We start from the raw sequence: 24,409 nt of genomic DNA on the forward strand, positions 1-24,409 counted from the left end.
CTGCGCGCGGTTCGCACTGCTCTGTCTCGCGCTCTCGTGCCCTGCTCGGCACGCGGGCCGATACCGCACCCCGTTGGAGCGCCACCATGTCCACCTCTGCTTCGATCGCCGTACTGCACACCAGCCTGCTGTTCATCAACCCCTATTCGGTCATCAACGAGTACCTCGCGGAACTCGCGCCGGACGCCAAGGTCCTGCACTTCGTCGACAGTGACGTGCTCGCAGCCGTGGTGCGCGACGGTGAGGTCTCACCTGCCAGCACGCAGCGCATGGTGCACCTGGCCCAGGCGGCGGAGTCCGCGGGGGCCGACGTCATCTTCTCCGCCTGCTCCTCGGTCGGTCCGGCCATCGACGTGGCCCGACGCCTGGTCTCCGTCCCGATCGTCAAGATCGACGACGCGATGACCGCGTCAGCGGTCGAGACCGCGGACGCCATCGGCGTTCTGGCGACGGTCCCCACGACGCTGCCGCCGACCCGTTCCCTCGTGGAGGAGAAGGCGCGGGTGGCAGGTCGCGACATCACCGTCCAGGAGCGGCTCTGCGAGGGCGCCTTCTCGGTGCTGATGTCCGGTGACCGAGACCGCCACGACGCGATGGTGCTGGACGGGGCGCGGGCGCTGGCCACGCAGGTCGACGCGATCGTGCTGGCCCAGGCGTCCATGGCGCGGCTGGCTCCCGCGATCGCCGAAGCCGTAGGCAAGCCCGTGCTCTCCAGCCCGCGCAGCGGAGCGGAGGACGCGGTGCGTGTCCTGCACGAGCAGACGGCCGGACCTGTTCATGCCACAGAGACGGCCTAGCCGGGACCTCATGGCCGAGGACCCTCGGCCCGGTGGCCCTGTGGGCTCTCGCGGGCTACCTGTGATCGGCGCGCTCAAGACGACACCGGCTCGGCGATGATCACGATGTACGTCGCGGCGCTCGCCCTCGTCGTCGGAGCCGCAGCGGTGCTCGCCACCAAGAAGCACGTCGTCAACCACTGACCCTGGCCGTCCCCGGCCGGAACCCAGGAGCCAGCATGCCGAGGTTCGCAGCGAACCTGTCCATGATGTACAACGAGCACGAATTCCTCGACCGCTTCGCCGCGGCCTCGGCCGACGGCTTCCAGGCCGTCGAGTACCTCTTCCCCTACGCGTACGACGCCACCGAGCTGCGCCGCCGGCTCGACGACCACGGCCTCGAACAGGTGCTGTTCAACGCGCCTCCCGGAGCGTGGGAGTCCGGAGAGCGCGGGATGGCGGCACTGCCCGGACGTGAGGCGGAGGTGCGTTCCGGGGTCGACCGGGCACTGGAGTACGCGGCGGCGCTGGGCTGCCCGCGGGTGCACCTGATGGCGGGGCTGGTCCGGCCGGACGCGACACCGGTCGAGCGAGCCGCGCACCGCGGCACCTACCTGACCCATCTGGCCTGGGCCGCGGAGCGGGCCGCCGCGGTGGGCGTCGACATCCTGATCGAGCCGATCAACGGCCGCGACATGCCCGGATACTTCCTGAGCGCCCAGGCCGAGGCCCACGCCGTGGTGCAGGAGGTGGGAGCCGTGAATCTCAAGGTGCAGCTCGACCTCTACCACTGCCAGATCGTCGAGGGCGACCTCACCACGACCCTGCGCCGCGACCTGCCGTCCGGCCGGGTCGGTCATGTGCAGATCGCGGGCGTGCCCGACCGCCACGAGCCCGACCGGGGTGAGCTCAACGTCCGCCACCTGTTCGACGTGGTCGACGAGCTGGGCTTCGACGGGTGGATCGGCTGCGAGTACACCCCCCGCGCCGGCACGAGCGAAGGTCTCCGCTGGCTGAACGACTACCGGAGCCACCGGCGGGAAGGCGCCTGAGAATCGTCATCACGGGTGGTTTCGGCTTCCTGGACGGCACCGGGGAGGCGGGACCGTGGGACGGCGGGCCGCCTGACAGGGCGACGGGCCGTCGCGGCGGGTAGCGGCGACAAGAAGCCGGTGCCGGCCGTGAGCCGACGGTCGGGGGTGTTTCCTTGCCCGCCGCGCGGCGCTCGAAAGCGTGAGGCTCACGAGCAGCCAGTGTCGCCCTGCGACGTCTCCGACGACGTGGCGGAGGAGGCTCTGGCTGCCGACGCCGTTCCAGATCAACGACGTCGACGCACGCCACGAGCGTCTGCTGGCCCCGGGCGCTCTCGGCCGTTGCCGGACAGTTTTCAGCCCGGCGAAAGCCTTGCGGAGCACTAGCTTCGGCTGCGCATCATCGACATCAGCAGCCCGTGGGTCTCATCGTCGGCGGCGACCACAAGCCCGCGACCTGCCTCACCGACCGGGGCACCGTCGATCCCGGTGACAACGCAGCCGGCAGCCCTGCACAAAGCGATGCCGGCCGCGAAGTGCACGCTCCTGGAGAGGTCGCCGCCATCGGTGACATACGCGGCGCGCCTGCCCGCAGCCACCCAGGCCAGCGCCAGGGTCGTGGACACGACCCGAGGCCGGAAGGATCTGACGAATCCAGGGTGGGCCAGCAGATCCACGGTCCGGAATCCGGGCGCACTCGGGAACGGCGGATCAAGGTTGACATCCACCAGCCGGGCAGCGGACGAGGGCGTCAGTAGGGCGTCGTCGGCCCCGCCATGCCGCACCCAGGCGGTCTCCCCGTCGGTGAAGAAGACCTCGCCGCTGAAGGGGTCGGCCACTGCCGCTGCTCCATCGCGCAGCGCAACGTTGACGGCCACCAGCATGTTGCCGACGGCGTAGTTCAGCGTGCCGCACAGGGGGTCCACCAGCCACTGACGCACAGCGCCGGCGGCGCCCTGCTGTCCGCCTTCCTCGCCGAGCACCGCGTCCTCGGGCCGTGCGGCACGAATGACGCCGAGGATCGCCTTCTCGGCCTCCACATCAGCGGCGGTGGCAAAGTCCCCGGCACCCTTGTCGATGCGGTTGAGTCGCCGGCCGTACATGGTGCGGACCACGTCCGCGCCGGCCCGCGCCCCGGCTATCGCGACCGCGGCATCGTCGGAACTCGCATATGAGTTGATCACGCCGCGCAGACTATCGAGGCGAGGCTGTCGCCCCCGGCGAACCTTCCCGGTCAGAGCATGAGCCACGACGCGACTGATAAGCCGTCACCGCACCTCGATCGGCGCACCATCGAGTGCCTGACCGGACGCGTTGATGTGTCTCTGGTCAGGCCGCTCCGATCGTGGTCGGCCGGTCCTGATGTCGGACTCGTGTGCGAGCGTGGAGCCGGAAGGTATGGGACACGATGGAGGGGGATCGGTGGCAGCAGGAAGTGACGGTTGGGCCGGCATGGGTTGGGACTGGACGGATGCCGACGACATTCGCCGGCGTCTCGCCGCGGGCGCCGACCCAGAGAAATGGAGCGGGGGCCGGCCACTGCATCGCGCAGCGGTGTCCGGATCCCGCGAAGTCGTCGCGGAGCTGGCCGGCCGCGTAGCGGACGTGGACGCACTGGAGGACGGGGTGACGGCGCTCTGGGAGGCCGTCTTGTCCAGGAAGCCGGAGAACGCACGAGCTCTGGTCGCTGCCGGGGCGGATCCTTGGCGGTTGTCGATCGGCGGCTGGTCGCCGGGGCGTCTGAGCCTGGCTGGACCGACGCCGGACCTGTTCCCGGTACCGGAAGGGGTGCGCCTGACGGACACGGAGCGAGCGGCAGCGGAGGAGGCCGATCGGCTCACCACGGCACTGGGCACTTTCCACTACGACGGAACGGGCTTGGCCTGCGTGGCCGGAATCGACGCGGCCGAGGCGGTGCGCCGTCTGGAGGCGGCGCCGGTGGACGACGAAGTCATCGATGAACTGCTGGAAGGTCCGTACGAGTACGACATGGACGAGAGCTTGCGGATCATCGGTGTGACGTCCGTGCCGGGCGGCTGCGTCGTCACCCAGCCCTGGGGATACGCGCCGCAAATGCCGGGCGTACTGACCCGGTTGTCCGCCGACACGGTCTGCTACGGCCTGTACGCCAACCCCAAGAGCGGTAACCAAGGCAGCATCGCCCGGCACGGAAGGGTCGAGGGTTGGGACCTCCACCCGGGCGGAGGACCGTACGAGAACGACACCTCTGAGGAAGTGCTTGCCTCGTACCTCTACCAGCACGACGCCGTGGCCTACTGCTGCGCCTTCGCGGGACTGCGGCTGACCGAAAGGCGTGCCGTCGTCGGACCTCCCGACGTGTGGGTCGAACTGCCGGATCGCGACTACTGGAATCACTGACCAGCGGCCCGGGCCACGATCGTACCGAGCGCGAAGAGGTCAGCGGCTGACGGCTCGCCCGAGGTCGGCGTGGCAGGACAGTGGACAGTAGCCACGTAGGAGGAGATCTCCTCGGGCTGCCGGCACTGCGGCGGCCGCGGATCCGGTGCCGGCGGTCTGCGCGGTGCCAGGGCCGCACTGCGACGCGGCCCGGTCGTGGATCCGCCGGCTGTGGCCTCCCGCCCGGCGGGATCGGCGCTTTGGGCCGGAGCGAGCTGGGGGCAAGGCTGCCATGGGTGGTCGGCTGCGAGGCCGGCCACTCCTGGTTCGGTGGCCAGGTGGTGCCGGGAACACCGCCCACGAGCCCCGAAGCGCCGGGCGTGTGCGGGCCGTTCAGGAAGCGGAGGTGCGGCGTGGGCCGTGCTCGTCCCGCTCCGGTGCCTGCGTCCGCGCCTCGGGGGAGCGGACGTCGGCGAGGGTCGTGGCAAGGGCTTGCCAGATGTGGGCCGCCAGGTCGAGGTGTGCGGACTCCGCCGCCTGCCGTCCGAGCTGTTGCAGGGCGGCTATGCCCTCGTCGGCGCGGCCTGCCAGGATCATCAGCCGGCCGTCGAGGACCGACAGCCGTACCCGGTCACGGTAGGAGAGACGCAGGTCCTCCTCGGTGAGCAGCGCCTGACCGAGGGCCCGGGCGTCGTCCAACCGCCCCTGATGGAAGGCGAGATGAGCCTGGAGCGCCCGCAGCTCCTGGAGTTGCAGAGGGGTGCCGATCAGGCCGAGCACGCGGGCGGCCTCGTCCAGCCAGCGCTCGGCGGCGTCCACCCGGGGTGGTGACATCTGCAGCGCGGCGGCGGTGGCGGCGGCACGCAGCCGGGTCCACAGGGTCAGGTCGTCCTGGCTCTTCAGCAATCCCAGCGCGGTGTCCAGCCTGGCCCGGGCGGTCGCGTCGTCGCCCTGGCGGTTGCTGACCACGGCGGCCGTCCACAACGCCTCGGCCGCCTGGGCGGCTGTGGCCCGGGGCAGCAGATCCCGCTCCAGTTCGGCGACGTGCCGGCCGGCCGTCTCCAGCTTGCCGAGCTCCGTCTCGACGCTGATCAGCACCATCAGGGCGGCCAGCGTGTCGGACACGCACAGCTCCTCGGCGCGGGCGACGGACAGCGCCTCCACGGCCGCCGGTTCCGCCGTGCGCAGGTCGCCCAGGGCGCGGGTGCAGCGGGCGTACCGGACGCGCGACCGGGCCCGGAGTTCCGGTGCTTCCAGCAGATCGCTCAACCGGATGAGTTCCAGCAGTCGCGTGCGCTCCAGCTCGTAGTCGCCGTCGCGGCCTGCGGCGCAGCTCAGCAGCCACAGGGCCTGCCAGCGGGCGGCGGGATCGTCGCCCGCGTCCTCCTCGACCGCGCGGCTGAGAGCCGCTGTGCCGTCCATGCCGGGCGGCGCCGAGACCACGGCGGCCAGTACCCCGGTCAGGGACCTGCCGTCCGACGGGGCGGTCAGGTCGGACGGGTCGACGCCGAGGCGGTGGGCGAGGTAGGACACGGCGCGTTCGGTGGGAGGCCGTTCACCGGACTCCAGACGTGACAGGTACCCCGTCGACATGCCTTCGCCGACGAGACCGGCCTGGCTCAGGCCCCGTGCCAGCCGGAGCTTTTTCAGCCGACGGCCGAAATGCGGCTGCTCGAGCATCTCCCCCCTCTGGTTCCGTGGCGCGATCGGCAGGGTCTGCGCGCCCCGCCTGCCCGGTCGGGCGCGTGGATTGGCAACACCTTATGAACCGCGGCAAGGGGCGACAAGCTGTTAAAACCACGTCACATGGCCCTCGTCGAGGCGGTTTCCGGCCTCGCGGGGAATGTTTGGATCGATTCTCGCGCTGCCCGAAAACAGTCCGCTTGCAAGGGAGTTGACAGGTTACCGAGGTCACCTGGCAAACCCTTGCCACAGGGGTTGCCGACCCTTAATCTCGAAGGCGTCCCCTTGATGCGATCCCCTCTTCGGTGTGTGGAGGTTTTCGTGCTGCACATGTCCCGTCCGGTCTCCTCGCGACGGCCGGACGTGCGGCCCGCCGGTCCGCCCGGCGGCTTCCCGTCGAATCCGGACACCGAGATCGAATGGCCATGACAACGTTATCCACGACAGTCGGATGCCGGCCGCCTCCGTGCCGCTTCCTCTGCTTCCCCTGAACGCCCCGGGAGTCCGGCGCCCCGCTGCCGGCCGGCCCGGGACGACGCGGACACCCGGCCCGGCCACCGACGAGGTGACGTGCCGACACCGGACGCTCGTCGACACCCAGGCACAGCGCATCGGTCCGCTCCGCGTTCGCTCAGCCTTCCCAGCCCCCACGCGCAGGAAGAAGGACGGTACGTCCGTGGCGACCACGAGTTTCCCCGACGCCTCGCCCCGCAAGAAGAAGAAAGCCGCTGTTCCGGTTTCCCCCGCCCGCCGCACCCTCGCCGGAAGCGGCGCGCCGGGCGGCGCCGCCCCGGCGGGCGCCTGCACGGCCCACGTGTCCCCCGGGGACCTGGCCGTCACGGCCGCAGACCCCGAATTCGCCCGCCACTTCGGCCTGAGTGCCGACGAGATATGCGGCCGTGGCCTGCTCGACCTTCTGCGTTCACCTGTTCCCGCACGACTCCGGGAACAGTTCGCCGCCCTTTCCTCGGGGCACTGCCGGCGATTCACGGAAAGGGTGACGGGGCGGGACGGCACCGGCCGGAATTTCCCGGCGGAAGTCACCGGAATCGCCATCGGGAAACCCGCGGGTGAGATCGTCGGCGTCGTCGTCCTTCTGCGCCGGGCCGACGACGCGGTTCCCGACGGTCCCGTGCTCAGCGCCCTCGACGCGCAGGTTCTGGAAGGTGTCGCAAGTGGCGAATCCACGGTGCAGTTGGCCTCCCGCCTCTATCTGAGCCGTCAGGGAATCGAGTACCGCGTCGGGCAGATGCTGCGGCGCTTCGACGCGCCCAACCGTCCCGCCCTGGTGGCGCGGGCGCACGCGCTCGGGATGTTCGCCTCCGGACAGTGGCCCCCGCGTGTCCTCGCGGAGCGTGTGCGGTAGTACGGAACCGGGCTCCACGGAGCCCGGGCGGCGGCCGTGGCGGTGACCCGCGCCGACACGGCCGCCTTCGTCGTGGAGCAGGCACCCGGGGGCGCCGGCCCCGCTTCACGCCGCCGAGGGCTGCCACGCCTCCTGGAACCGGCGGCGGGCACGGAAGAGACGGGAGCGGACGGTGCCCACGGGCAGGGCGAGCACCTCGGCCATCTCCTCCTCGTTGAGCCCGTAGGCACGCAGGGTGAGGACCTGCCGGTGCGCCTGGGACAGACGCTCCAGCACATCGCTGATGTGCACCGCGTCCATGGGATTCGCCTCCTGCCGCGACTCCAGCTGGGAGCAGCAGCGTTCCTCGCCGAAGCGCTTGGCGGTGCGGACGGCCTCACGGACCGTCACCGAGCGCACCCAGCCGTAGAACGCCGCCGGTTCGCGCAGGGAACCCAGACCGCGGTAGATGGCGAGCAGCGCCTCCTGTGTGGCGTCGGCGCCGTCGTCGTGGGTGATGGACCGGCAGATGCGGGCGACGTAGGGCGTGATGCCGGTCAGCAGGTGGTTCAACGCCTGCTCGTCGCCCGCCTGGGCTCGGGGGAGCAGCGTCAGGGGAGAGGGGAGTTCGCTGACGGTGGTCATGTCGGGCAGGTTCCTTACGGCAGCCGGGCGGGGTGCGGGGCGGGGGAGGGGCCGTGCTCAGCCCGTGGCGGCGTGGGCGCGCCCCGGTTCCGTCGCGCTCGCGAAGCGGAGGAGCCCGGCGCGCACGTCGTCGCGGAACGCCGTGATGAAGGACGGGCTGTAACAGGCGGTGGAGTGGGGGAACTCGATGGAGAGCCGGCCTTCGAAGGAGACGACGCACGCCATGACGGGGCTGCGTCCCGCCTGCGGGAAGTAGTGCTCGCGGGCCGGCACCAGACGTACGTCGACCGCCCGCAGCCCGCTCGGCAGCCGCGGACCGGGGACGACGCCCATGTTGGTGGCGATCACCGTGGCCAGTTGCAGGGCGGGGGTGCGGGGGATCTCCGGCGTGATGCGCATCTCGTGGAAGTGGTCGCCGCGGGAGAGGAAGTCGCCCAGGCGGGCGTGCACCGCGCGGGCCAGCTCCAACGGCTCGGAGGTCTCTGACACGTCCAGGGTCTGCAGGTGGGTGGTGACCGCGGGCACCAGGGCGGAGGCGGGCAGTGGCGGGGACAGCCGGGAGCGCAGGTCGATGGGGGAGAGGCAGCCGAGGGTGCGGGGTCCGTCGCCGTCCAGGCGCCGCCGGGCCGTCGCCAGCAGTGTCGCCGCGATCAGGGCGTGCACGGAGACGCCCGAGTCGCGCGCCGTCCGGCGCAGCCGTGAGGTGACGTCAGGGTCGAGGGTCAGCCTGCCGGCCTCGATGTGCCCGTCCGCGTTGCCGGTGGCGGCGTCGTACGGCACCAGTTCGACCGGGTGCCGTCGTATCTCCTCCAGGCGACCGTCGAGGTACTTCGCCGTGTCGGCCTCGTCGGCCGGAGGCAGCAGCCGGCTGACGGGCTCGGGCCAGCGCGGGAGGTCGCGATCGGCGGCCTCCGCCGTGGACTCCCCGTCGACCAGCGCCCGGTAGCGGTCCCACAGCGCGTTGTGCAGCGCGATGCTGCTGTGGCCGTCGGTGATGGTGTGGTCCACCACGAGTACGAACAGGTGGCTCTCGCCGTCCGGCGAGCTGACCAGGACGGCACGGCTCAGCGGGCCCCCGACCGGAAGGGGCCTGTTCAGCTCCGCCGCGTAGGCCTCCGTCTCGTCACCGGTCCGAGTGACCAGACGGGGCCGTTCGTCCTCACCGAGAACGCCCAGTACGTGGCCCGCGCCGCCCTGCTCGATGCGCGACCGCAGCGGCGGGTTCGCCTGCGTCATGGCGTCGAACGCGGCCGACAGTGCCGCGACGTCCACGGGTCCGCGCAGGGTGCAGGACAGAACGGCTCTGCTTCTCTGGCCCACGTAGAGCGTCTCGACCGGACACAGCGCACGGTGCATGCCGTCAGCCTTCTTTCCGTCGTTCGGTTTCGGGGTTTCCACGGCCCGGGATCGGTTGGCCGCCGCGACTGGCCGCGGGGGTTCGAGGGGGCCATTCGAGAGTGCACGGCGGAACGCGGCCGAATCCAGCCGAGAACCCGGCGTGAAGCGAAGTCGCGTGATTTCCCTAGAAGTTGAACCGGGGCGCACAATCCCCGGCTCCGCATTCTTCAGGGAAACCCCTGAATCGGCGTCCCCGGAACCCGGTCCGCCTTGACCCGGCCGGTTCCGGTGCACCACCGTGCTGTGCCGTGAAACCGGGGCGGGTGACCTGATCCCCCTGCCCTCGGCGTGCGGCCTCCTCTTCCGCCCTGTGGACCGGCCCGGCGCGTACACACACGCGAGGACGGCACGGAGCGGTGGCCGCACCCGTCCGATCCGGCCGGGCCTCGCCGTCCGGGACATTACGGCTTGCCACGTGAGGGTTGTGCTATGTCACTCCAGGAGGACGCACGTCGACCGCTGTCCGGAGCCCAGGAGGGCCTCTGGTACGCCGGGCGGCTCGCACCGGACAGCGCCGCGTACAACACCGCGGAGGCGGTGGAGATCCACGGTCCCCTCGACACCGCCCTGTTCGAGACCGCGCTGCGGCGCACCGTCGGTGAGGCCGACACCTTCGCCCTGCGCTTCGCCGACGGCGACGACGGCCCGCGCTGCCATTGCGCTCCGGACGCGGACGACTGGCCCCTGCACCGGGTCGACGTCAGCGGCACCGAGGATCCCGAGGCCGCCGCGTGGGCCCACGTCCGCACCGACCTCGCCGCCCCCGTGGACCTGGAGAAGGGCCCGCTGTTCGCGCACACCCTGCTGACCCTGGGCCCCGACCGCTTCCTCTGGCTGCTGAGGGCCCATCACCTCCTGCTCGACGGCTACAGCTACAAGCTCCTCGGGCGGCGCCTGGCCGAGACGTACAACGCCCTGGCCGAGGGGCGGGAGCCGGGCCCCTGCGGCTTCGCGCCGGTGAGCCGGCTCCAGGAGGAGGACGCGGCCTACCGCGCCTCCGACGCGTACGCCCGCGACCGAGACCACTGGGCGCGGCGCCTGACCGGCCTGCCGGAGCCCGCCCGGCTCACCTCCCGTACAGCCGCCCCCACCGCGCCCTTCCTGCGCCACACCGCCGAACTGACACCCGCCGAGACCGACGCCCTCGACGCCGCGGCGGCCCGCCTCGGCGTGCAGCGCACCGACCTGCTGACCGCCGCCACCGCAGTCCACCTGCACCGGATGACCGGCGCCGGGGACCTGGTGCTGGGCATGGCCACGATGAGCCGGCTGGGCAGCGCCGCCCTGCGCACCCCCGGCACCGCCTCCGACGTCCTCCCGCTGCGCGTGGCCGCCGCCCCCGACACGCCCGTCGCGGAGCTGGCGCGGGCCGTCGCGGACGAACTGAAGGCCCTGCGCCGCCACCAGCGCTACCGGGGCGAGTTCCTCCGTCGCGACCTGGGCCTGCTGGGCACCGGACGACGGCTGTACGGGCCGGTGCTCAACATCGTCCCCTTCGACGAGTCCCCGGTCTTCGGCGGACACCCGACCACCTGGCACCACCTGTCCGGCGGAGCCGTCGACGACCTCCAGATCTCGGTGCGCCCCGCAGCCCGCCCCGGCGGACTGTGGCTGGCCTTCGACGCCAACCCCGCGCTGTACGAGGAGGACGAACTCGCCCTGCACCGCGACCGGTTCCTCACGGTGCTGCGTCGGCTGGCCGAGGCGGAGCCGACGACACCACTGGGCGACCTGGACGTCCTGCTGCCGGGTGAACACCCCCGCGACACCCCCGTCCACACGTATCCCGTCGAACGGACCCTCACGGAACTGTTCGAGGAACGGGCGGAGGCCGGTCCCGAGCGGACCGCCGTCACCTGCGGGGACGAACGGCTCACGTACGCCGCCCTCAACGCCGAGGCCAACCGGCTCGCCCGGCTGCTGACCGAACACGGCGCCGGCCCGGGCCGGGTGGTGGCGCTCGCCCTGGAGCGCGGCGTGCGGCTGCTGCCCGCCCTGCTGGCCGTCCTCAAGACCGGCGCCGCCTACCTGCCCCTGGACCCCGGCCACCCGGCCGAACGGCTGCGGCTGGTCGTCGAGGACGCGGCGCCCGTCGTCCTCGTCACCGAGCACGCCCACGCCCCTCTCGCCGGGGACCTTGTCACCACCGTCCTGCTGGACGACCCCGAGGTCACGGCCGACCTCGCCCGCCGCTCCGCCGCCGACCTGACCGACGCCGACCGGCACGGGCCGGTGAGCCCGTCCGACATCGCCTACATCATCCACACCTCCGGCTCCACCGGCCGTCCCAAGGGCGTGCCCGTCCCGCACGCAGGCGTCGTACGGCTCTTCGCCGCCGCGGCCGGGCACTTCGACTTCCGTGCCGACGACGTGTGGACGCTGTTCCACTCCTACGCCTTCGACTTCTCCGTCTGGGAGATCTGGGGCGCCCTGCTGCACGGCGGCCGGATCGTCGTCGTCCCGTACGCCGTCAGCCGCTCACCGCGGGAGTTCCTGGAACTGCTGCACCGCGAGGGCGTGACCGTCCTCAACCAGACGCCGTCCGCGTTCGAGCAGCTGATCGACGCCGACCTGGAACGGGCCGGGGACACCGGCGCGTTGCGCTACGTCGTCTTCGGCGGCGAGGCCCTGCGCCCGGCGCGGCTGCGCCCCTGGGCCGAACGGCACGGACTGGACCGTCCGGCACTCGTGAACATGTACGGCATCACCGAGACCACCGTGCACGTCACCCACCACCGCCTCACCCCGGCCGACCTGGACGACCCGCGTCGCGGCAGCATCATCGGCACCCCGCTCGCCGACCTCCGCGTCCACCTGCTGGACGCCGGGGGACGCCCGGTGCCGCCCGGCGCGACCGGCGAGATGTACGTCTCCGGCGCCGGTGTCGCCGCCGGATACCTGAACCGGCCCGACCTGACCGCCGAACGCTTCCTCGACGACCCCTACGGCCCGCCCGGCACCCGTATGTACCGCTCGGGCGACCTGGCCCGGCGCCGCCCCGACGGCACGCTCGACTACCTCGGCCGCGCCGACGCCCAGATACAGCTGCGCGGTTTCCGCGTCGAACCCGGCGAGATCGAGACCGTCCTCGCCGCCCACCCGGACGTCGCCCGTGCCGCCGTCGTACCCCACCGCGCCGGCAACGGCGCCCTGCACCTGGTCGCCTACACCGTCCCCACGGGCGACACGACCGTGCGCCCCGCGGAACTGCGCGCCCACGCAGCCGCACACCTGCCCGAACACATGGTCCCGGCTGTCTGCGTCCCGGTGGACACGCTGCCGCTGACCGCGAACGGCAAGCTCGACGTCCAGGCCCTGCCCGCCCCCGACTTCACCGCCGCCGCGTCCGGCACCCGCGCCGCGACACCGCAACAGGCCCTGGTGTGCGCCCTGTTCGAGGATGTGCTGAAGCTGCCGCGGGACACGGTGGGTACCGACGTCAACTTCTTCGACCTGGGCGGTGACTCCCTGCTCGCCACCCGTCTGCTGGCCCGGTTGCGGCACGAGAGCGGCGCCGAGATCCCCATCACCGCCCTGTTCGAGACGCCGACCCCGGCCGCCCTCGCCCAGCGCCTCACCGAACACACGGGCGGCGCCCTGCCCCGGCCGGCCCTCGGCGCCGTCGCGCGCCCGCAGCGGGTGCCGCTGTCCTTCGCGCAGGAACGCATGTGGTTCCTGAACCGGCTCGACGACGGAGCGGCCACCTACAACATCCCGCTCCTCGTCCCGCTCGACGCCGACGTCGACACCGAGGCGCTCCAGGCGGCCCTCGGTGACCTGGCCGACCGCCACGAGAGCCTGCGGACGGTGATCGCCGAGCACGACGGAGCCCCCTACCAGCGCATCCTGCCGCCGGGAGAGCTGCGCCCGGTGCTGCGGCGCGTCGACTGCCCCGCCGCGGAGACCGCCGCCCACGTCACCGCCGCGCTGCGGCACCGCTTCGACCTCACCGCCGAAAGCCCCCTCTCCGCCTGGCTGCTGGGCACCGGCACCGAGCGGGTGCTCCTGTTCGTGCTGCACCACAGCGCGGCCGACGGCTGGTCGCTCGGCCCCTTCGCCGCCGACCTGAGCACCGCTTACGCGGCCCGCCGGACCGGCCGGGCGCCCGTCTGGACCCCGCTGCCGGCGCAGTACGCCGACTACGCGCTGTGGCAGCGTGCCCTGCTGGCCCCCGGACCGGACGGCCCGGGCCGGCTGGAGCGGCTCACCGCCCACTGGCGCGGCGCGCTGGACGGCCTGCCCGAGGAGTGCACCCTGCCCGGCGACCGGCCGCGTCCCACCGCACCACGCGGCGGCGGCGCGCACGTCGAGACAGTCGTCGACGCCGCCCTGCACCGCGCCCTGCTGCGCCTCGCCGACCGCGAGGGCGCCAGCCTGTTCATGGTGGTGCACGCCGCCGTCAGCGCCCTGCTCACCCGCTGCGGCGCCGGCGAGGACATCGTCCTCGGCACCCCCGTCGCGGGCCGCACGGAACCCGCGCTGGACCCGCTGATCGGCCTGATCACCAACACCCTGGTGCTGCGCGCCGACACCTCCGGCGACCCCGCCTTCCGGGACCTCCTCGCCCGGCTGCGCACCACCGACCTGGCCGCCCTGGACCATCAGGACCTGCCCTTCGACCGGCTGGTGGACGACCTCAACCCGCCCCGCACACCCGGCAGGCACCCGCTGTTCCAGGTGATGCTGGCCCTGCAGAACAACGCACCCGCCGTCCTCGAACTGGGAAGCACCCGAGCCGAGTTGCGGCCCACCGCCACCGGCACCGCCAAGTTCGACCTCTTCGTGGACGTCCTGGAACGCCACACCCCAGAGGGCGCCCCCGACGGCCTGACCCTGCACGTCGAGTACGCCACCGGCCTCTACGACGCGGGCACCGCCGAGGCGTTCGCCCACGCCCTGCACGACACCCTGCGCGCGGTGAGCGCCCATCCCGAGGTCCGTGTCGGGGAACTGCCCGCGCTCCCCGAGCGCACCCCCGCCGAGGCCGCGCCCGACCTCTCGGAACTGGAGCAGGCCGCCCTCGTGGTGCCCGGCATCCGCGAGGCCCACGGCCTGCCCGGTGCCGACGGCGTCCCACCGCACCTGTACGTGGTGCCCGGACGGGCGGACGCCGCCGAACGCCTCGAAACCGCCCTGGACCGTGCGGGTCACGGCACCGTCCGCGTCACGGCGGTGAACGTGCTGCCCCGCGCGCAGGACGGCACCGTCGACACCGCCGTCCTGCGCGCCCTGCCCGCCGTCGACCGCACCGCCGCCGGCGACTGGCGCGAACGGCTGGCGCGGATTCCGGGCGTCACGGCCGCCGAGGTCTCGCCGGAGAACACCCCCGAGGAACTCGGCCGCCGCCACGCCGGCCTGCCCGACCGCACCACACAGTCCACCCCCGCCGCAGCCCGCACAGCACCCGGCTCCACCGTCCCGGCCGTCAGCGAGGGCCCCGCACTGACCGAACCCTCGGTGCCGAGCTGGGCCCAGGCCCTGCGCCGTGCCGCCGAACAGGACCGGGGTGACATCGTCCACGTCCACTCCGACGGCACCGAACACCGGCGCAGCTACGCCTCCCTGATCCCGGAGGCTTCCCGCGTGCTCGCCGGACTGCGCCGGGCGGGCCTGCGCCCCGGCGACCAGGTCATCCTCCAGTGCGATGCCACCGAGGACTTCCTCGCCGTGCTGTGGGGCTGCGTCCTCGGCGGCTTCGTCGCCGTCCCGCTCACCGTCCCCACCTCCTACGACACCCCCTCCGCGGCACTGACGAAACTGGAGGGCATCTGGCGGATGCTCGGCCGGCCCTGGGTCGTGTGCTCCGCCGCCCGCGAGGCCGGGCTGCGCGATGTCGCCGCCCGGCAGGACTGGCCCGGCCTGCGGCTCACCACGGCCGACGCCCTGCGCGAAGCGCCCGAGGACCACGCCTGGCACCCCGCAGGGCCGGACGACCTCATGCTGATGCTCATGACGTCCGGCAGCACCGGCCTGCCCAAGGCGGTACGCCTGACCCACCGCAACGTGCTGACCCGCTCCGCGGCCACCGAGCAGATGAACGGGCTCGGCGCCGACGACGTGTCCCTGAACTGGATCCCGCTCGACCACGTCACCGGCGTGGTGATGTTCCACCTGCGCGACGTGTACCTCGGCTGCCGCCAGATCCACGCCCCCACCACCTGGATCCTGCAGGACCCGCTGCGCTGGATGGACCTCGCCGACCGGCACCGGGTCACCGTCACCTGGGCGCCCAACTTCGCCTTCGGGCTCCTCGCCGAGCAGTCCCACCGCTTCACCGACCGCGCCTGGGACCTGTCACCGATGCGGCTGGTGATGAACGCCGGCGAGGTCGTCGTGGCCTCGGCCGCCCGCCGGTTCCTGCACACGCTGAAGCCGTTCGGCCTGCCGCAGGACGTGATGCACCCCGGGTGGGGCATGTCCGAGACCTGTTCCGTGGTCACCGACGCCGTCCTGCCCGCCGAACCCGGCGCGGACGAGGGGATGTTCGTCAGCTGCGGCCGGCCCTACCCCGGATTCGCCATGCGGGTCGTCGACGAGCAGGGCACGGTCCTCAACGAGGGCGAGGCGGGCAGGTTCCAGGTCCGAGGCACCTCCGTCACCGGCGGCTACCACGACAACCCGGCGGCCAACGCGGAGGCGTTCACCGACGACGGCTGGTTCGACACGGGTGACCTGGCGTACCTGCGGGCCGGAGAGCTGTACATCACCGGGCGCGCCAAGGACGTCATCATCGTCAACGGCGTCAACCACTACAGCCACGAGATAGAGGCCTGCGTCGAGGAACTGCCCTGTGTGGAGCGCAGTTTCACCGCGGCGGTCGCGGTGCGCTCCGACCCGGCGTCGCCCACCGACGAACTGGCCCTGTTCTTCCACCTCGGGCCCGAGGTCACCGCCGGGGCCCTGCGCGAGATCGCCGGCAAGGTCACCCGGGAGATCGGCATCAGCCCGGCCTTCCTGATCCCGGTCGCGCGCAAGAGCGTCCCCAAGACGGAGATCGGCAAGATCCAGCGCACCAGACTGCGCAAGCGATTCGAAGCCGGCGACTTCGACGCCGAGGTCCGCCGCACCCAACTGCTGCTGGGCACCGCGGCCACCGTCCCCGACTGGTTCCTGCGGCCCGTGTGGCAGCGGGCGGAACGCCCCGGTGCCCGCTCTGAGGCACCCGGCCGGCACACCCTCGTCCTAGCCCAGGACGATGACGTTCTCATCCTGCGGCTGGCGGACGCGCTGCGCGAGAGCGGCGGCCGGTGCACCGTGGCCGCAGCGGGCACGGCGTACGCACGCCTCGACGCCGCTCACTACCGCGTCCGGCCCGGCGAGCAGAGCGACTACGCCGCGCTGCTGGACCGGTTGGAACGCGACCAGCGGCCGGTCGACGCCGTGCTGCACCTCGGCGCGCTGCGCGGCACCGGCGGCCCGGAGCCCGACGACACGACCGGCGCGGAGGACCTGCTCGCCCTCGCCCGGGCCCTGGCCGCACGTCCCGGACCGTCGCGCCCCGTCGACCTGGTGTACGTGACGGCGGGCGCCCAGGCCGTGCACCCCGGCGAACTCCCCGATCCCGCCCACGCCATGACCGGTGCGCTGCTGAAGTCGCTGAGCGAGGAGTCCGGCCGGCTGCGCGCCACGCACCTCGACCTCCCCCCGGACAGCGGCACGGACCCGCTGCTCGTGCTTCCCGCCGAGGCGGCGGCCGCAGCCGACGGTGCGGACGTGGCCTACCGCGACGGGCAGCGGTACGTACGCCGTCTCGCGCCCCTGCTCGACACCCCGCCCCGCGCCGCACAGCCCTCGAGCGACGGTTTCACCCTGCTCACCGGCGGCCTGGGCGGTGTCGGGGCCGAGATCGCCGCCCATCTGCTGCGCACCCCCGGCACCCGGCTGCTCGTCGTCGGCCGCACACCGCGACCCGAGGGCCACCTCCTGTCACACCTGCAAGAGCTGGGCGAGGTCCGCTACGCCCCGGCGGACGTCACCGACGAACAGCAGCTGCGCGAGGCCGTGGAAGCCGCGGCCGAGGCGTGGGGCGTGCCCCTCGGATCGGTGCTGCACCTGGCCGGCACGCTCGTGGAACGCCCCGTGGCTGAACTGGACACCGCCACCTGGCGCCGGGCGCTGGAGGCGAAGGTGCGCGGCGCGTGGACGCTGCACCGGCTCACCGAGGACCATCCGGTGGCCTCCTTCGTCACCTTCTCCTCGGTGAACGGCTTCTTCGGCGGGGCCATGAACGCCGCCTACGCCGCCGCCAACGCCTACCTGGACGCCCTCGCCCTGTACCGCCGCGGCCTCGGCCTGCCCGCGCAGTCCCTGGCCTGGAGCATGTGGCGCGAGCGCGGCATGAGCCGCGGCTACGGGCTCACCGCGCTCAGCGAGGCCCGAGGCTACCGGCTGCTCGACACCCCCGCCGCGCTGCGCTCGTTCGACCTGGCCCGCACCCTGGACGAGCCGCACCTGCTGATCGGCGCCGACCGCACCGCCCCCTGGGTCCGCAGCCATGTCGTGGCCCCCGTGCGCCAGACGCGGCGACTGGCCGGGCGCGTCGGCCTGGAGGACGGGACCGACCTGGGCGCCCTGTACCGGGCGGCGGGAGAAGACGCCCGCGCTGCCGGGCTGTCCGACGCGTGGGTCATCCGCTCGACGGGCACCGCGGCGGGCCCGGACCGTGCCGAGGCGGGCGAGGAACTGCGCGAGCTGGAGCGCCGGCTCGCCGAGGTCTGGTGCGGTGTCCTGGGCCGGGACCGGGTGGGCCGAGACGACAACTTCTTCGACCTGGGCGGCAATTCCCTGCTGCTCGTCACCGCGCAGACCGCCGTCAACCGCGCCTTCGGCACCGACCTGTCGGTGGTCGACCTGTTCGCTCACCCCACCGTGCGCGACCTGGCACGCCACCTGTCGGCCACCGGCGCGGGCCCCACGGCGGTCGCCGAACCGTCACCCCGGCCGCAGACGGCCGGTCTGGACCGCGCCAAGGAACAAGCACAGCGGCAGCGGGCCGCCCGCGCGCGCCGCTCCGCCCGGCAGGGCAGGGACCGCGGCCGTGCCTGACAGGGCGAACTCCGTGCCGCACACCACCGATCCGGGAAAGGACGAGGCACACGCCGTGCACGACACCACCGCACCCCACGACGCGGAGGACCTCCCCGCCGTCGCCGTCATCGGCATGGCGGGCCGTTTCCCCGGCGCCGACGACCTCGACGCCTTCTGGGAGAACCTCGCGGCCGGCCGGGAAGCCGTACGGCCCGTCACCGACGAGGAGTTCCTCGCCGCGGGCGGCGACCCGCGCGACCTGGACGACCCGACGCTGATCCGGATGGCGTCGGTCGTCGAGGGCATCGACCGCTTCGACTCCGGCTTCTTCGGCTACAGCCCCGCCGAGGCCGCAGTCGTCGACCCACAGCAGCGGCTGCTGCTGGAGACGGCCTACCACGCCCTGGAGGACGCCGGCTGCCTCGGCGGCGACCGCACGGGCGAGGCGTTCGGCGTCTACGCGGGCGCCGGCGACAGCCGCTACTACCCGGCCCACGTGTACCCGCGCTTCGCCGGTCAGCCCGGCTCGGTGGAACTCGTCCACGCGGCCACCGCCAACTCCCTCGGCACCCTCGCCACCCGCGTCTCCTACGAACTCGGCCTCACCGGCCCCAGCGTGTCCCTCCAGACGGCCTGCTCCACCGCGCTGGTCGCCGTGCACACCGCCTGCCAGGACCTGCTGGACCACCGCTGCGACACCGCGCTCGCCGCGGCCGTCTCCGTCAACCCCTCCGCCGTGCTGGGCTACCGCCACGTGCCCGACGGGCCGTTCTCGCCCGACGGCCACTGCCGCGCCTTCGCCGCGGACGCCGCCGGCACCTCCTCCGGCGACGGGGTGGGAGCCGTCGTGCTCAAACGGCTGGAGGACGCCCTCGCCGACGGCGACCGCATCCGCGCCGTCATCCGCGGAAGCGCCGTCAACAACGACGGCCGCCGCAAGGTCGGCTTCAGCGCGCCCAGCGCCGCCGGACAGACCGAGGTGATCCTCGCCGCGCAAGCCCAGGCGGAGGTCGACGCCGGCACCATCGGCCTGATCGAGGCGCACGGCACCGCCACCAGGCTCGGCGACCCGATCGAGGTGTCCGCCCTGACGGAGGCGTTCCGGCACAGCACACAGCGGACCGGGTTCTGCGCGCTCGGCTCGGTCAAGACCAACATCGGCCACCTCGGAGCCGCCGCCGGCATCGCCGGACTCATCAAGGCGATCCTGGCCCTGGAACACCGGCAGATCCCGCCGAGCCTGCACTTCGACGGACCCAACCCGCTCATCGACTTCGACGCCGGCCCCTTCCGCGTGCCCACCACCCTGGAGGAGTGGCCCGCGGGCGACCACCCCCGCCGCGCAGCCGTCAGCGCCTTCGGCATCGGCGGCACCAACGCCCACGTCGTCCTGGAGGAGGCCCCGCCCGCAGCCCCCGCCGCACCCCGCCCGCCCGAGGGCGACCACCGCCTGGTGCTGCCGTTGTCCGCGCGGACCGCCGGTGCGCTGGGCGGCCAGGCCGAGGCACTCGCCCGGCACCTCGAACGCCGGCCCGAACTGCGCCTGGACGACGTGGCCCACGCCCTGCGCACCGACCGGCCCGCGCTGCGCCACCGGCTCACCGTCACGGCGGCCTCCCGCGAGGAGGCCCTCGACGCCCTGCGCTCCGCCGCCCCGGCCGTCCCGCTGCCCGCCGACGAGCCGGTCCGGGTGGCGTTCCTGCTGCCGGGCGGCGGCACCCAGTACCCCGGCATGGGCGCGGAGCTGTACCGCGACCGAGCCGTCTACCGCGACACCGTCGACGAGTGCGCCCGCATCCTGCGACCCGTCCTCGGCACCGACCTGCGCACCGCCCTCTTCGAGGAGCAACGTCCCGACGACACCTGCGCGTTCCTCGGGCTCGTGGTCACCGAGTACGCCCTGGCCCGCACGCTCATCGAGCAGGGCGTGCGCCCGGACGCGCTGATCGGCCACTCGCTCGGCGAGTACACGGCGGCCTGCCTGGCCGGCGTCATCGACCTCGCGGACATGCTCCCCCTGGTCACCGAACGCATCCGGCTCATCAGCTCCGCCGGGGGTGCCACGGTCGGCGTCGCCGCCCCGGCCGAGGACATCCGGCCGCTGCTCGACGACGAACTCTCCCTGGCCGCCGTCAACGCCCCGGGCGCCTGCACCGTCGCCGGACACCTCGACGCCGTCACCCGCTTCGAGGCCGAACTGACCCGCCGCGGGGTGCCGTTCCGCCGTCTGCGCATCCCGGTCGCGGCCCACTCCCACGTCCTGGACCCGGTCCTGCCGGCCTACGAGACCCACCTCGGCCGGGTCACCCTGCGCCCGCCGCGCATCCCGTACGTCACCAACGTCACCGGCACCTGGGTGACCGACGCCCAGGCCACCTCCGTACAGCACTGGCTCGACCACACCCGCGACACCGTGCGGTTCGCCGACGGCATCACCGCCCTCTGGGACCGGATGCACCCCGTCCTCGTGGAGATCGGGCCGGGCGACACCCTGACCAAGCTCGCCACCGGCCGGCTCGCCGACGAGACACCGGTGACGGTGACCACCATGCGGCACGCCAAGGCCGAGGCGTCCGACGGATTCGTCCTCGCGGAGGCACTGGGGCGGCTGTGGAGCGCGGGCGTCGACAGCGCCCTCCCCCCGGTGCCGGGCGCGGCCCGGCGGGTGCCGCTGCCCCCGTACGCCTTCGAACGCCGACGCCACTGGATCGACGCCCCTGGCACCCGCACCGCTCCCGCCGCCCCCGACGACACCCCGGCAGCGCCGGAGCCCGACGCCGGCCTCGCCCCGCGGCCCCGGCTGACCACGGAGCACGTACCGCCGCGCACCGCACGCGAACAGGCGGTGACCCGGCTGTGGGAGGAGACCCTCGGCATCGGCGGCATCGGCCTGCACGACAACTTCTTCGACCTCGGCGGCGACTCGATGCGCGCCGTGCTGCTGGCGGGCCGGCTGCGCCAGGCCGGCGTCCTCGACGTCCCGGCGGCGACCCTGCTGGCCGCGCCCACCGTCTCCGGGGTCCTCGCCGCGGCCGACGAGCAGGACGGGAAGACACCGGACACCGCCCCCACCGCGCTCGGCCCGCTGCTGCCGCTGCGCGCCGAGGGCACCGCCACACCCCTGTTCTGCGTCCACCCCGGCGCGGGCGTGTCCTGGCGGTACACCGGCCTGCTGCCGCACCTCGGCGGCGACCAGCCCGTCCACGGCATCCAGGCGGCCGGTCTCGACGGCACCCGGCCGCCCGCGCCGGACGCCGCCGCCATGGTCGCCCACTACCTGGACCTGGTGCGCCGGGTGCAGCCACACGGGCCGTACCGGCTGCTGGGCTGGTCCTACGGCGGATTCGTCGCCCACGCCATGGCGTGTGCGCTCCAGCGCGACGGTGAGCGCGTCGAACTCCTCGCCATGCTCGACGCCCCTCAGCCGCACGGCACCGCCCACGACGCCGACGCGGCCGAACGCCAGGTGGCGGCCCTGCTGTCCCGGGTGGCCGGACTGCCCGTCGACGCGGACGCTCCTGTGGAGGCCGTCCTCGAGCGGATCGACGCCCGCGTCACGGCCGACCCGGCGGGCGTCCCCGTCACCCGCGACGAGGCCGCCGCCATCGCCGCCGTCATGCGCAACAACCTGCGCATCGCACCGCAGTTCGCCCCCGGCGTCTACCGAGGCGACGTGCTGTTCTTCAGCGCGGCCGAGGAACGCCCCACGGATCTCCCGGCCGATCCGGCGGTGCTGCCCGGCAAGGCCGACAGCTGGCGGCCCTACGTCGACGGCACGCTGCACGACCACCAAGTGCCCTGCGGCCACTACGAGATGACCGAACCCGAGCCGATCGCCCGCATCGGCGAGACGGTCGCCAAGGCCCTGCGCGGCCTCGGCGACCGGGCCACCACATCCCCTTCCCTTTGAACCCGCGTTGAGGAGACCAGCGTGAGAGCGACCCAGGACCTCTACGAACTCGGCGACGCGCCGGAGATCGGCGCCGCCCCGAAGAAGATGTACGCCTCGCTCATCCGCCGTGAGCGCTACGGGCAGCCCGTCGACGCCTTCCGGACCGAGGTGGTCGACGTCCCGCCCGTGGGCCGCGGACAGGTCCTGGTGAAGGTGATGGCCGCCGGCATCAACTACAACAACGTCTGGGCGGCGCTGGGTTCGCCGCTCGACGTGATCGCCGCCCGGCAGAAGGCCGGTGCCACCGAGGACTTCCACATCGGCGGCTCCGACCTGTCCGGGATCGTGTGGGCGGTCGGCGAGGACGTGCGCGGGGTGCGGCTCGGTGACGAGGTCGTCGTCCTCGCCAACCGCTGGGACGAGAAGGCCGAGGACATCCGCCTCGGCGGCGACCCCACCTGGTCCACCAGCCAGCGGGTCTGGGGCTACGAGGAGAACTACGGCTCCTTCGCCCAGTTCGCGGTCGTCGACGACTACATGTGCCACCCCAAGCCCGCCCGGCTGTCCTGGGCGGAGGCCGCCTGCTACATGGCGACCGCCGCCACCGCCTACCGCCAGCTCTTCGGCTGGCCCCCGCACACGGTCCGCCCCGGCGACCCGGTGCTGATCTGGGGCGGCGCCGGCGGCCTGGGCTGCATCGCCATCCAGCTGGTCCGGCACGTCGGCGGCATCCCCGTCGCGGTCGTCTCCAGCGAGGAACGCGGCGAGTTCTGCCTCAAGCTGGGCGCCGAGGGCTTCATCGACCGCCGCGAGTTCGACCACTGGGGACGGCTGCCGGACACCTCCGACGAGGCGGCGATGGGCCGCTGGCTGTCGGGTGCCCGCGCCTTCGGGCGACGCTTCTGGGATGTGCTCGGCGAGCGCCGCAGCCCGCGCATCGTCCTGGAGCACTCCGGCGCCGACACCATCCCCACGTCCCTGTACCTGTGCGACAACGGCGGCATGGTCGTCCTGTGCGGCGGCACCACCGGCTACAACGGCGACGTCGACCTGCGCTTCCTGTGGATGCGGCAGAAGCGCCTGCAGGGCTCCCACGTCGCCACCGCCCGTGAGGCACGGGAGGTCACCCGGCTGATCGACCAGGGCATCATCGACCCGTGCCTGTCCCGGACCTTCGATTTCGACGAGATCGGCCTCGCCCACCAGCTCATCCACGACAACCAGCACCCGGCGGGGAACATGGCCGCACGGGTGGGGGACCAGGGGTGATTCGCGCCCGGCCTGAGGGGTACCCACGGCGGGGAACGACGCACGTCACTCCCGGGAGGTATCCATGGGCAAGCTGGGCGACATGATGAACAAGGCCAAGCAGATGGCCAAGGGTCACCCCGACCAGGCCGACAAGGGCGTCTCGCGCGCCGAGCGCACGGTCGACGAGCGGACGGGCAACAAGTACGACGCCAAGACCGACAAGGCCGGCGACGCTGTGCGGCGGTCCTACCGGGACGGCGGCGGTACGCCGGAACGCTGACCCGCCACGGTTTCCCGTCCCCGACGCGCCGGGGACGGGAAACGCCTGTTCAGAGGCGGTCGCCGGCCCGGCCCAGGACGTAGCTGAACACTCCCGCCCCGACGCGCACCACCCGCACCCGCACCGCGTCGGCGGGCTCCGTGCGCAGACGCACCAGCAGGTCGTCCCCGCAGGGGAACGCCCGCAGGTCCCGCAGACTCCCCGCCGGTCCGGCCCGGCGCTCACCCTCCGACGCGGTGAGCGCCTTCCACGCGGCTTCCTTCGCGGAGAACAGCATCGTCACCGACCAGGCCGTGCCCGCACCGAGCGGTGTCGCCTCGTCGTCGAGCAGTGCCTCCTCGTCCGCCCGCAGCACCAGCCGGCTCGCGGTGCGGGGGAGGGGCCGCAGCTCCAGGTCGCAGCCGAGCGGCAGGTCCCGGCCGGGCACACGCGCCACGGCGACGGCGATCCCGGCACTGTGCGAGATCGACGCCGCACGGCCCGGAGGGAACACCGGCAGCCGTCCCGACCTGGGGATCTCCCCGCACTCCAGCCCCACCGCGCGCAGGGCCCGCCGGGCGGCCCGCCGCCCCGCCAGGAACTCCAGCCGCCGCCGCGTCGGCATGGCCGCGGCGGCGGCCGCTTCGGCGGGCCCGGCCGGCTCCGGACACGGTTCCGAGACGGCCGCGACGCCCAGACCGAGCCCGGCGGCGGCCAGCAGCGGACGCAGCGCGGACACGTCAC

13 protein-coding genes are annotated in these 24,409 nt (G+C 73.3%); 8 read left to right on the plus strand and 5 right to left on the minus strand.

The genetic code is table 11. The features are described 5' to 3' along the window. The first annotated feature begins 86 nt into the window (after positions 1-86). Both ACFY9E_RS17055 and otnI read left to right on the plus strand, forming a co-directional pair. A complete protein-coding gene (locus ACFY9E_RS17055; RefSeq protein WP_390984292.1) occupies positions 87-797 on the plus strand; it encodes an aspartate/glutamate racemase family protein in 711 nt (236 codons plus the stop codon). A 218-nt stretch (positions 798-1,015) separates the two neighbouring features. Then, positions 1,016-1,828, plus strand: coding sequence for a 2-oxo-tetronate isomerase (gene otnI, locus ACFY9E_RS17060; RefSeq protein WP_390984295.1), 813 nt, complete (start codon positions 1,016-1,018; stop codon positions 1,826-1,828). Between the two features lie 362 nt (positions 1,829-2,190). On the opposite strand, the gene ACFY9E_RS17065 is transcribed toward otnI, so the two are convergent. After that, positions 2,191-2,991, minus strand: a complete 801-nt coding sequence (locus tag ACFY9E_RS17065) for an inositol monophosphatase family protein (protein ID WP_390984297.1) — start codon at positions 2,989-2,991, stop codon at positions 2,191-2,193. Between the two features lie 238 nt (positions 2,992-3,229). Here ACFY9E_RS17065 and ACFY9E_RS17070 point away from each other — a divergent pair, with 238 nt between their 5' ends. Continuing rightward, on the plus strand, positions 3,230-4,186 hold the full coding sequence (locus tag ACFY9E_RS17070) for an ankyrin repeat domain-containing protein (protein ID WP_390984300.1): 957 nt from the start codon (positions 3,230-3,232) through the stop codon (positions 4,184-4,186). Positions 4,187-4,558: 372 nt separating this feature from the next. On the opposite strand, the gene ACFY9E_RS17075 is transcribed toward ACFY9E_RS17070, so the two are convergent. Continuing rightward, on the minus strand, positions 4,559-5,845 hold the full coding sequence (locus ACFY9E_RS17075; protein ID WP_390984302.1) for a helix-turn-helix domain-containing protein: 1,287 nt from the start codon (positions 5,843-5,845) through the stop codon (positions 4,559-4,561). Between the two features lie 679 nt (positions 5,846-6,524). Here ACFY9E_RS17075 and ACFY9E_RS17080 point away from each other — a divergent pair. Continuing rightward, on the plus strand, positions 6,525-7,214 hold the full coding sequence (locus ACFY9E_RS17080) for a PAS domain-containing protein (RefSeq protein WP_390984305.1): 690 nt from the start codon (positions 6,525-6,527) through the stop codon (positions 7,212-7,214). Positions 7,215-7,319: 105 nt separating this feature from the next. Here the strand turns inward: ACFY9E_RS17080 and ACFY9E_RS17085 are convergent, their stop codons facing one another. Beyond that, positions 7,320-7,838 (minus strand): sigma-70 family RNA polymerase sigma factor, encoded by a 519-nt coding sequence (locus ACFY9E_RS17085; RefSeq protein WP_390984307.1) that lies wholly within the window; start codon positions 7,836-7,838, stop codon positions 7,320-7,322. Between the two features lie 57 nt (positions 7,839-7,895). Beyond that, the gene (locus ACFY9E_RS17090; protein ID WP_390984310.1) at positions 7,896-9,194 is read right to left on the minus strand and encodes a condensation domain-containing protein; all 1,299 of its coding nucleotides are present in this window, start codon (positions 9,192-9,194) and stop codon (positions 7,896-7,898) included. Positions 9,195-9,665: 471 nt separating this feature from the next. Between ACFY9E_RS17090 and ACFY9E_RS17095 the strand changes: the two genes are divergently transcribed. From ACFY9E_RS17095 to ACFY9E_RS17110, 4 genes are all read left to right on the plus strand, one after another. Further along, the gene (locus tag ACFY9E_RS17095; protein WP_390984313.1) at positions 9,666-18,281 is read left to right on the plus strand and encodes an amino acid adenylation domain-containing protein; all 8,616 of its coding nucleotides are present in this window, start codon (positions 9,666-9,668) and stop codon (positions 18,279-18,281) included. Beyond that, positions 18,274-22,173 carry an alpha/beta fold hydrolase gene (locus tag ACFY9E_RS17100; protein WP_390984315.1) on the plus strand — a complete coding sequence of 1,300 codons (3,900 nt, stop codon included), beginning with the start codon at positions 18,274-18,276 and terminating at the stop codon, positions 22,171-22,173. Before ACFY9E_RS17095 ends, ACFY9E_RS17100 begins: the two co-directional genes overlap by 8 nt. A 21-nt stretch (positions 22,174-22,194) precedes the next feature. Further along, positions 22,195-23,424, plus strand: coding sequence for a crotonyl-CoA carboxylase/reductase (gene ccrA / locus ACFY9E_RS17105; protein WP_390984318.1), 1,230 nt, complete (start codon positions 22,195-22,197; stop codon positions 23,422-23,424). Positions 23,425-23,488: 64 nt separating this feature from the next. Beyond that, positions 23,489-23,686, plus strand: a complete 198-nt coding sequence (locus ACFY9E_RS17110; protein WP_390984321.1) for an Rv0909 family putative TA system antitoxin — start codon at positions 23,489-23,491, stop codon at positions 23,684-23,686. A gap of 49 nt (positions 23,687-23,735) precedes the next feature. Here ACFY9E_RS17110 and ACFY9E_RS17115 read toward each other — a convergent pair whose 3' ends face one another. Further along, positions 23,736-24,404, minus strand: coding sequence for an enterobactin synthetase (locus tag ACFY9E_RS17115; protein WP_390984324.1), 669 nt, complete (start codon positions 24,402-24,404; stop codon positions 23,736-23,738). Positions 24,405-24,409: the final 5 nt, after the last annotated feature.

It is taken from the genome of Streptomyces sp. NPDC012466 (assembly GCF_042955215.1).
GTDB lineage: Bacteria > Actinomycetota > Actinomycetes > Streptomycetales > Streptomycetaceae > Streptomyces.

What these genes read in the sequence shown, in the direction of transcription:
- ACFY9E_RS17055 (WP_390984292.1), top strand. Translation starts at nt 87, where the DNA reads ATGTCCACCTCTGCTTCGATCGCCGTACTGCACACCAGCCTGCTGTTC.
- otnI (WP_390984295.1), top strand. Translation starts at nt 1,016, where the DNA reads ATGCCGAGGTTCGCAGCGAACCTGTCCATGATGTACAACGAGCACGAA.
- ACFY9E_RS17075 (WP_390984302.1), bottom strand. Translation starts at nt 5,845, where the DNA reads ATGCTCGAGCAGCCGCATTTCGGCCGTCGGCTGAAAAAGCTCCGGCTG.
- ACFY9E_RS17085 (WP_390984307.1), bottom strand. Translation starts at nt 7,838, where the DNA reads ATGACCACCGTCAGCGAACTCCCCTCTCCCCTGACGCTGCTCCCCCGA.
- ACFY9E_RS17090 (WP_390984310.1), bottom strand. Translation starts at nt 9,194, where the DNA reads ATGCACCGTGCGCTGTGTCCGGTCGAGACGCTCTACGTGGGCCAGAGA.
- ACFY9E_RS17095 (WP_390984313.1), top strand. Translation starts at nt 9,666, where the DNA reads ATGTCACTCCAGGAGGACGCACGTCGACCGCTGTCCGGAGCCCAGGAG.
- ACFY9E_RS17110 (WP_390984321.1), top strand. Translation starts at nt 23,489, where the DNA reads ATGGGCAAGCTGGGCGACATGATGAACAAGGCCAAGCAGATGGCCAAG.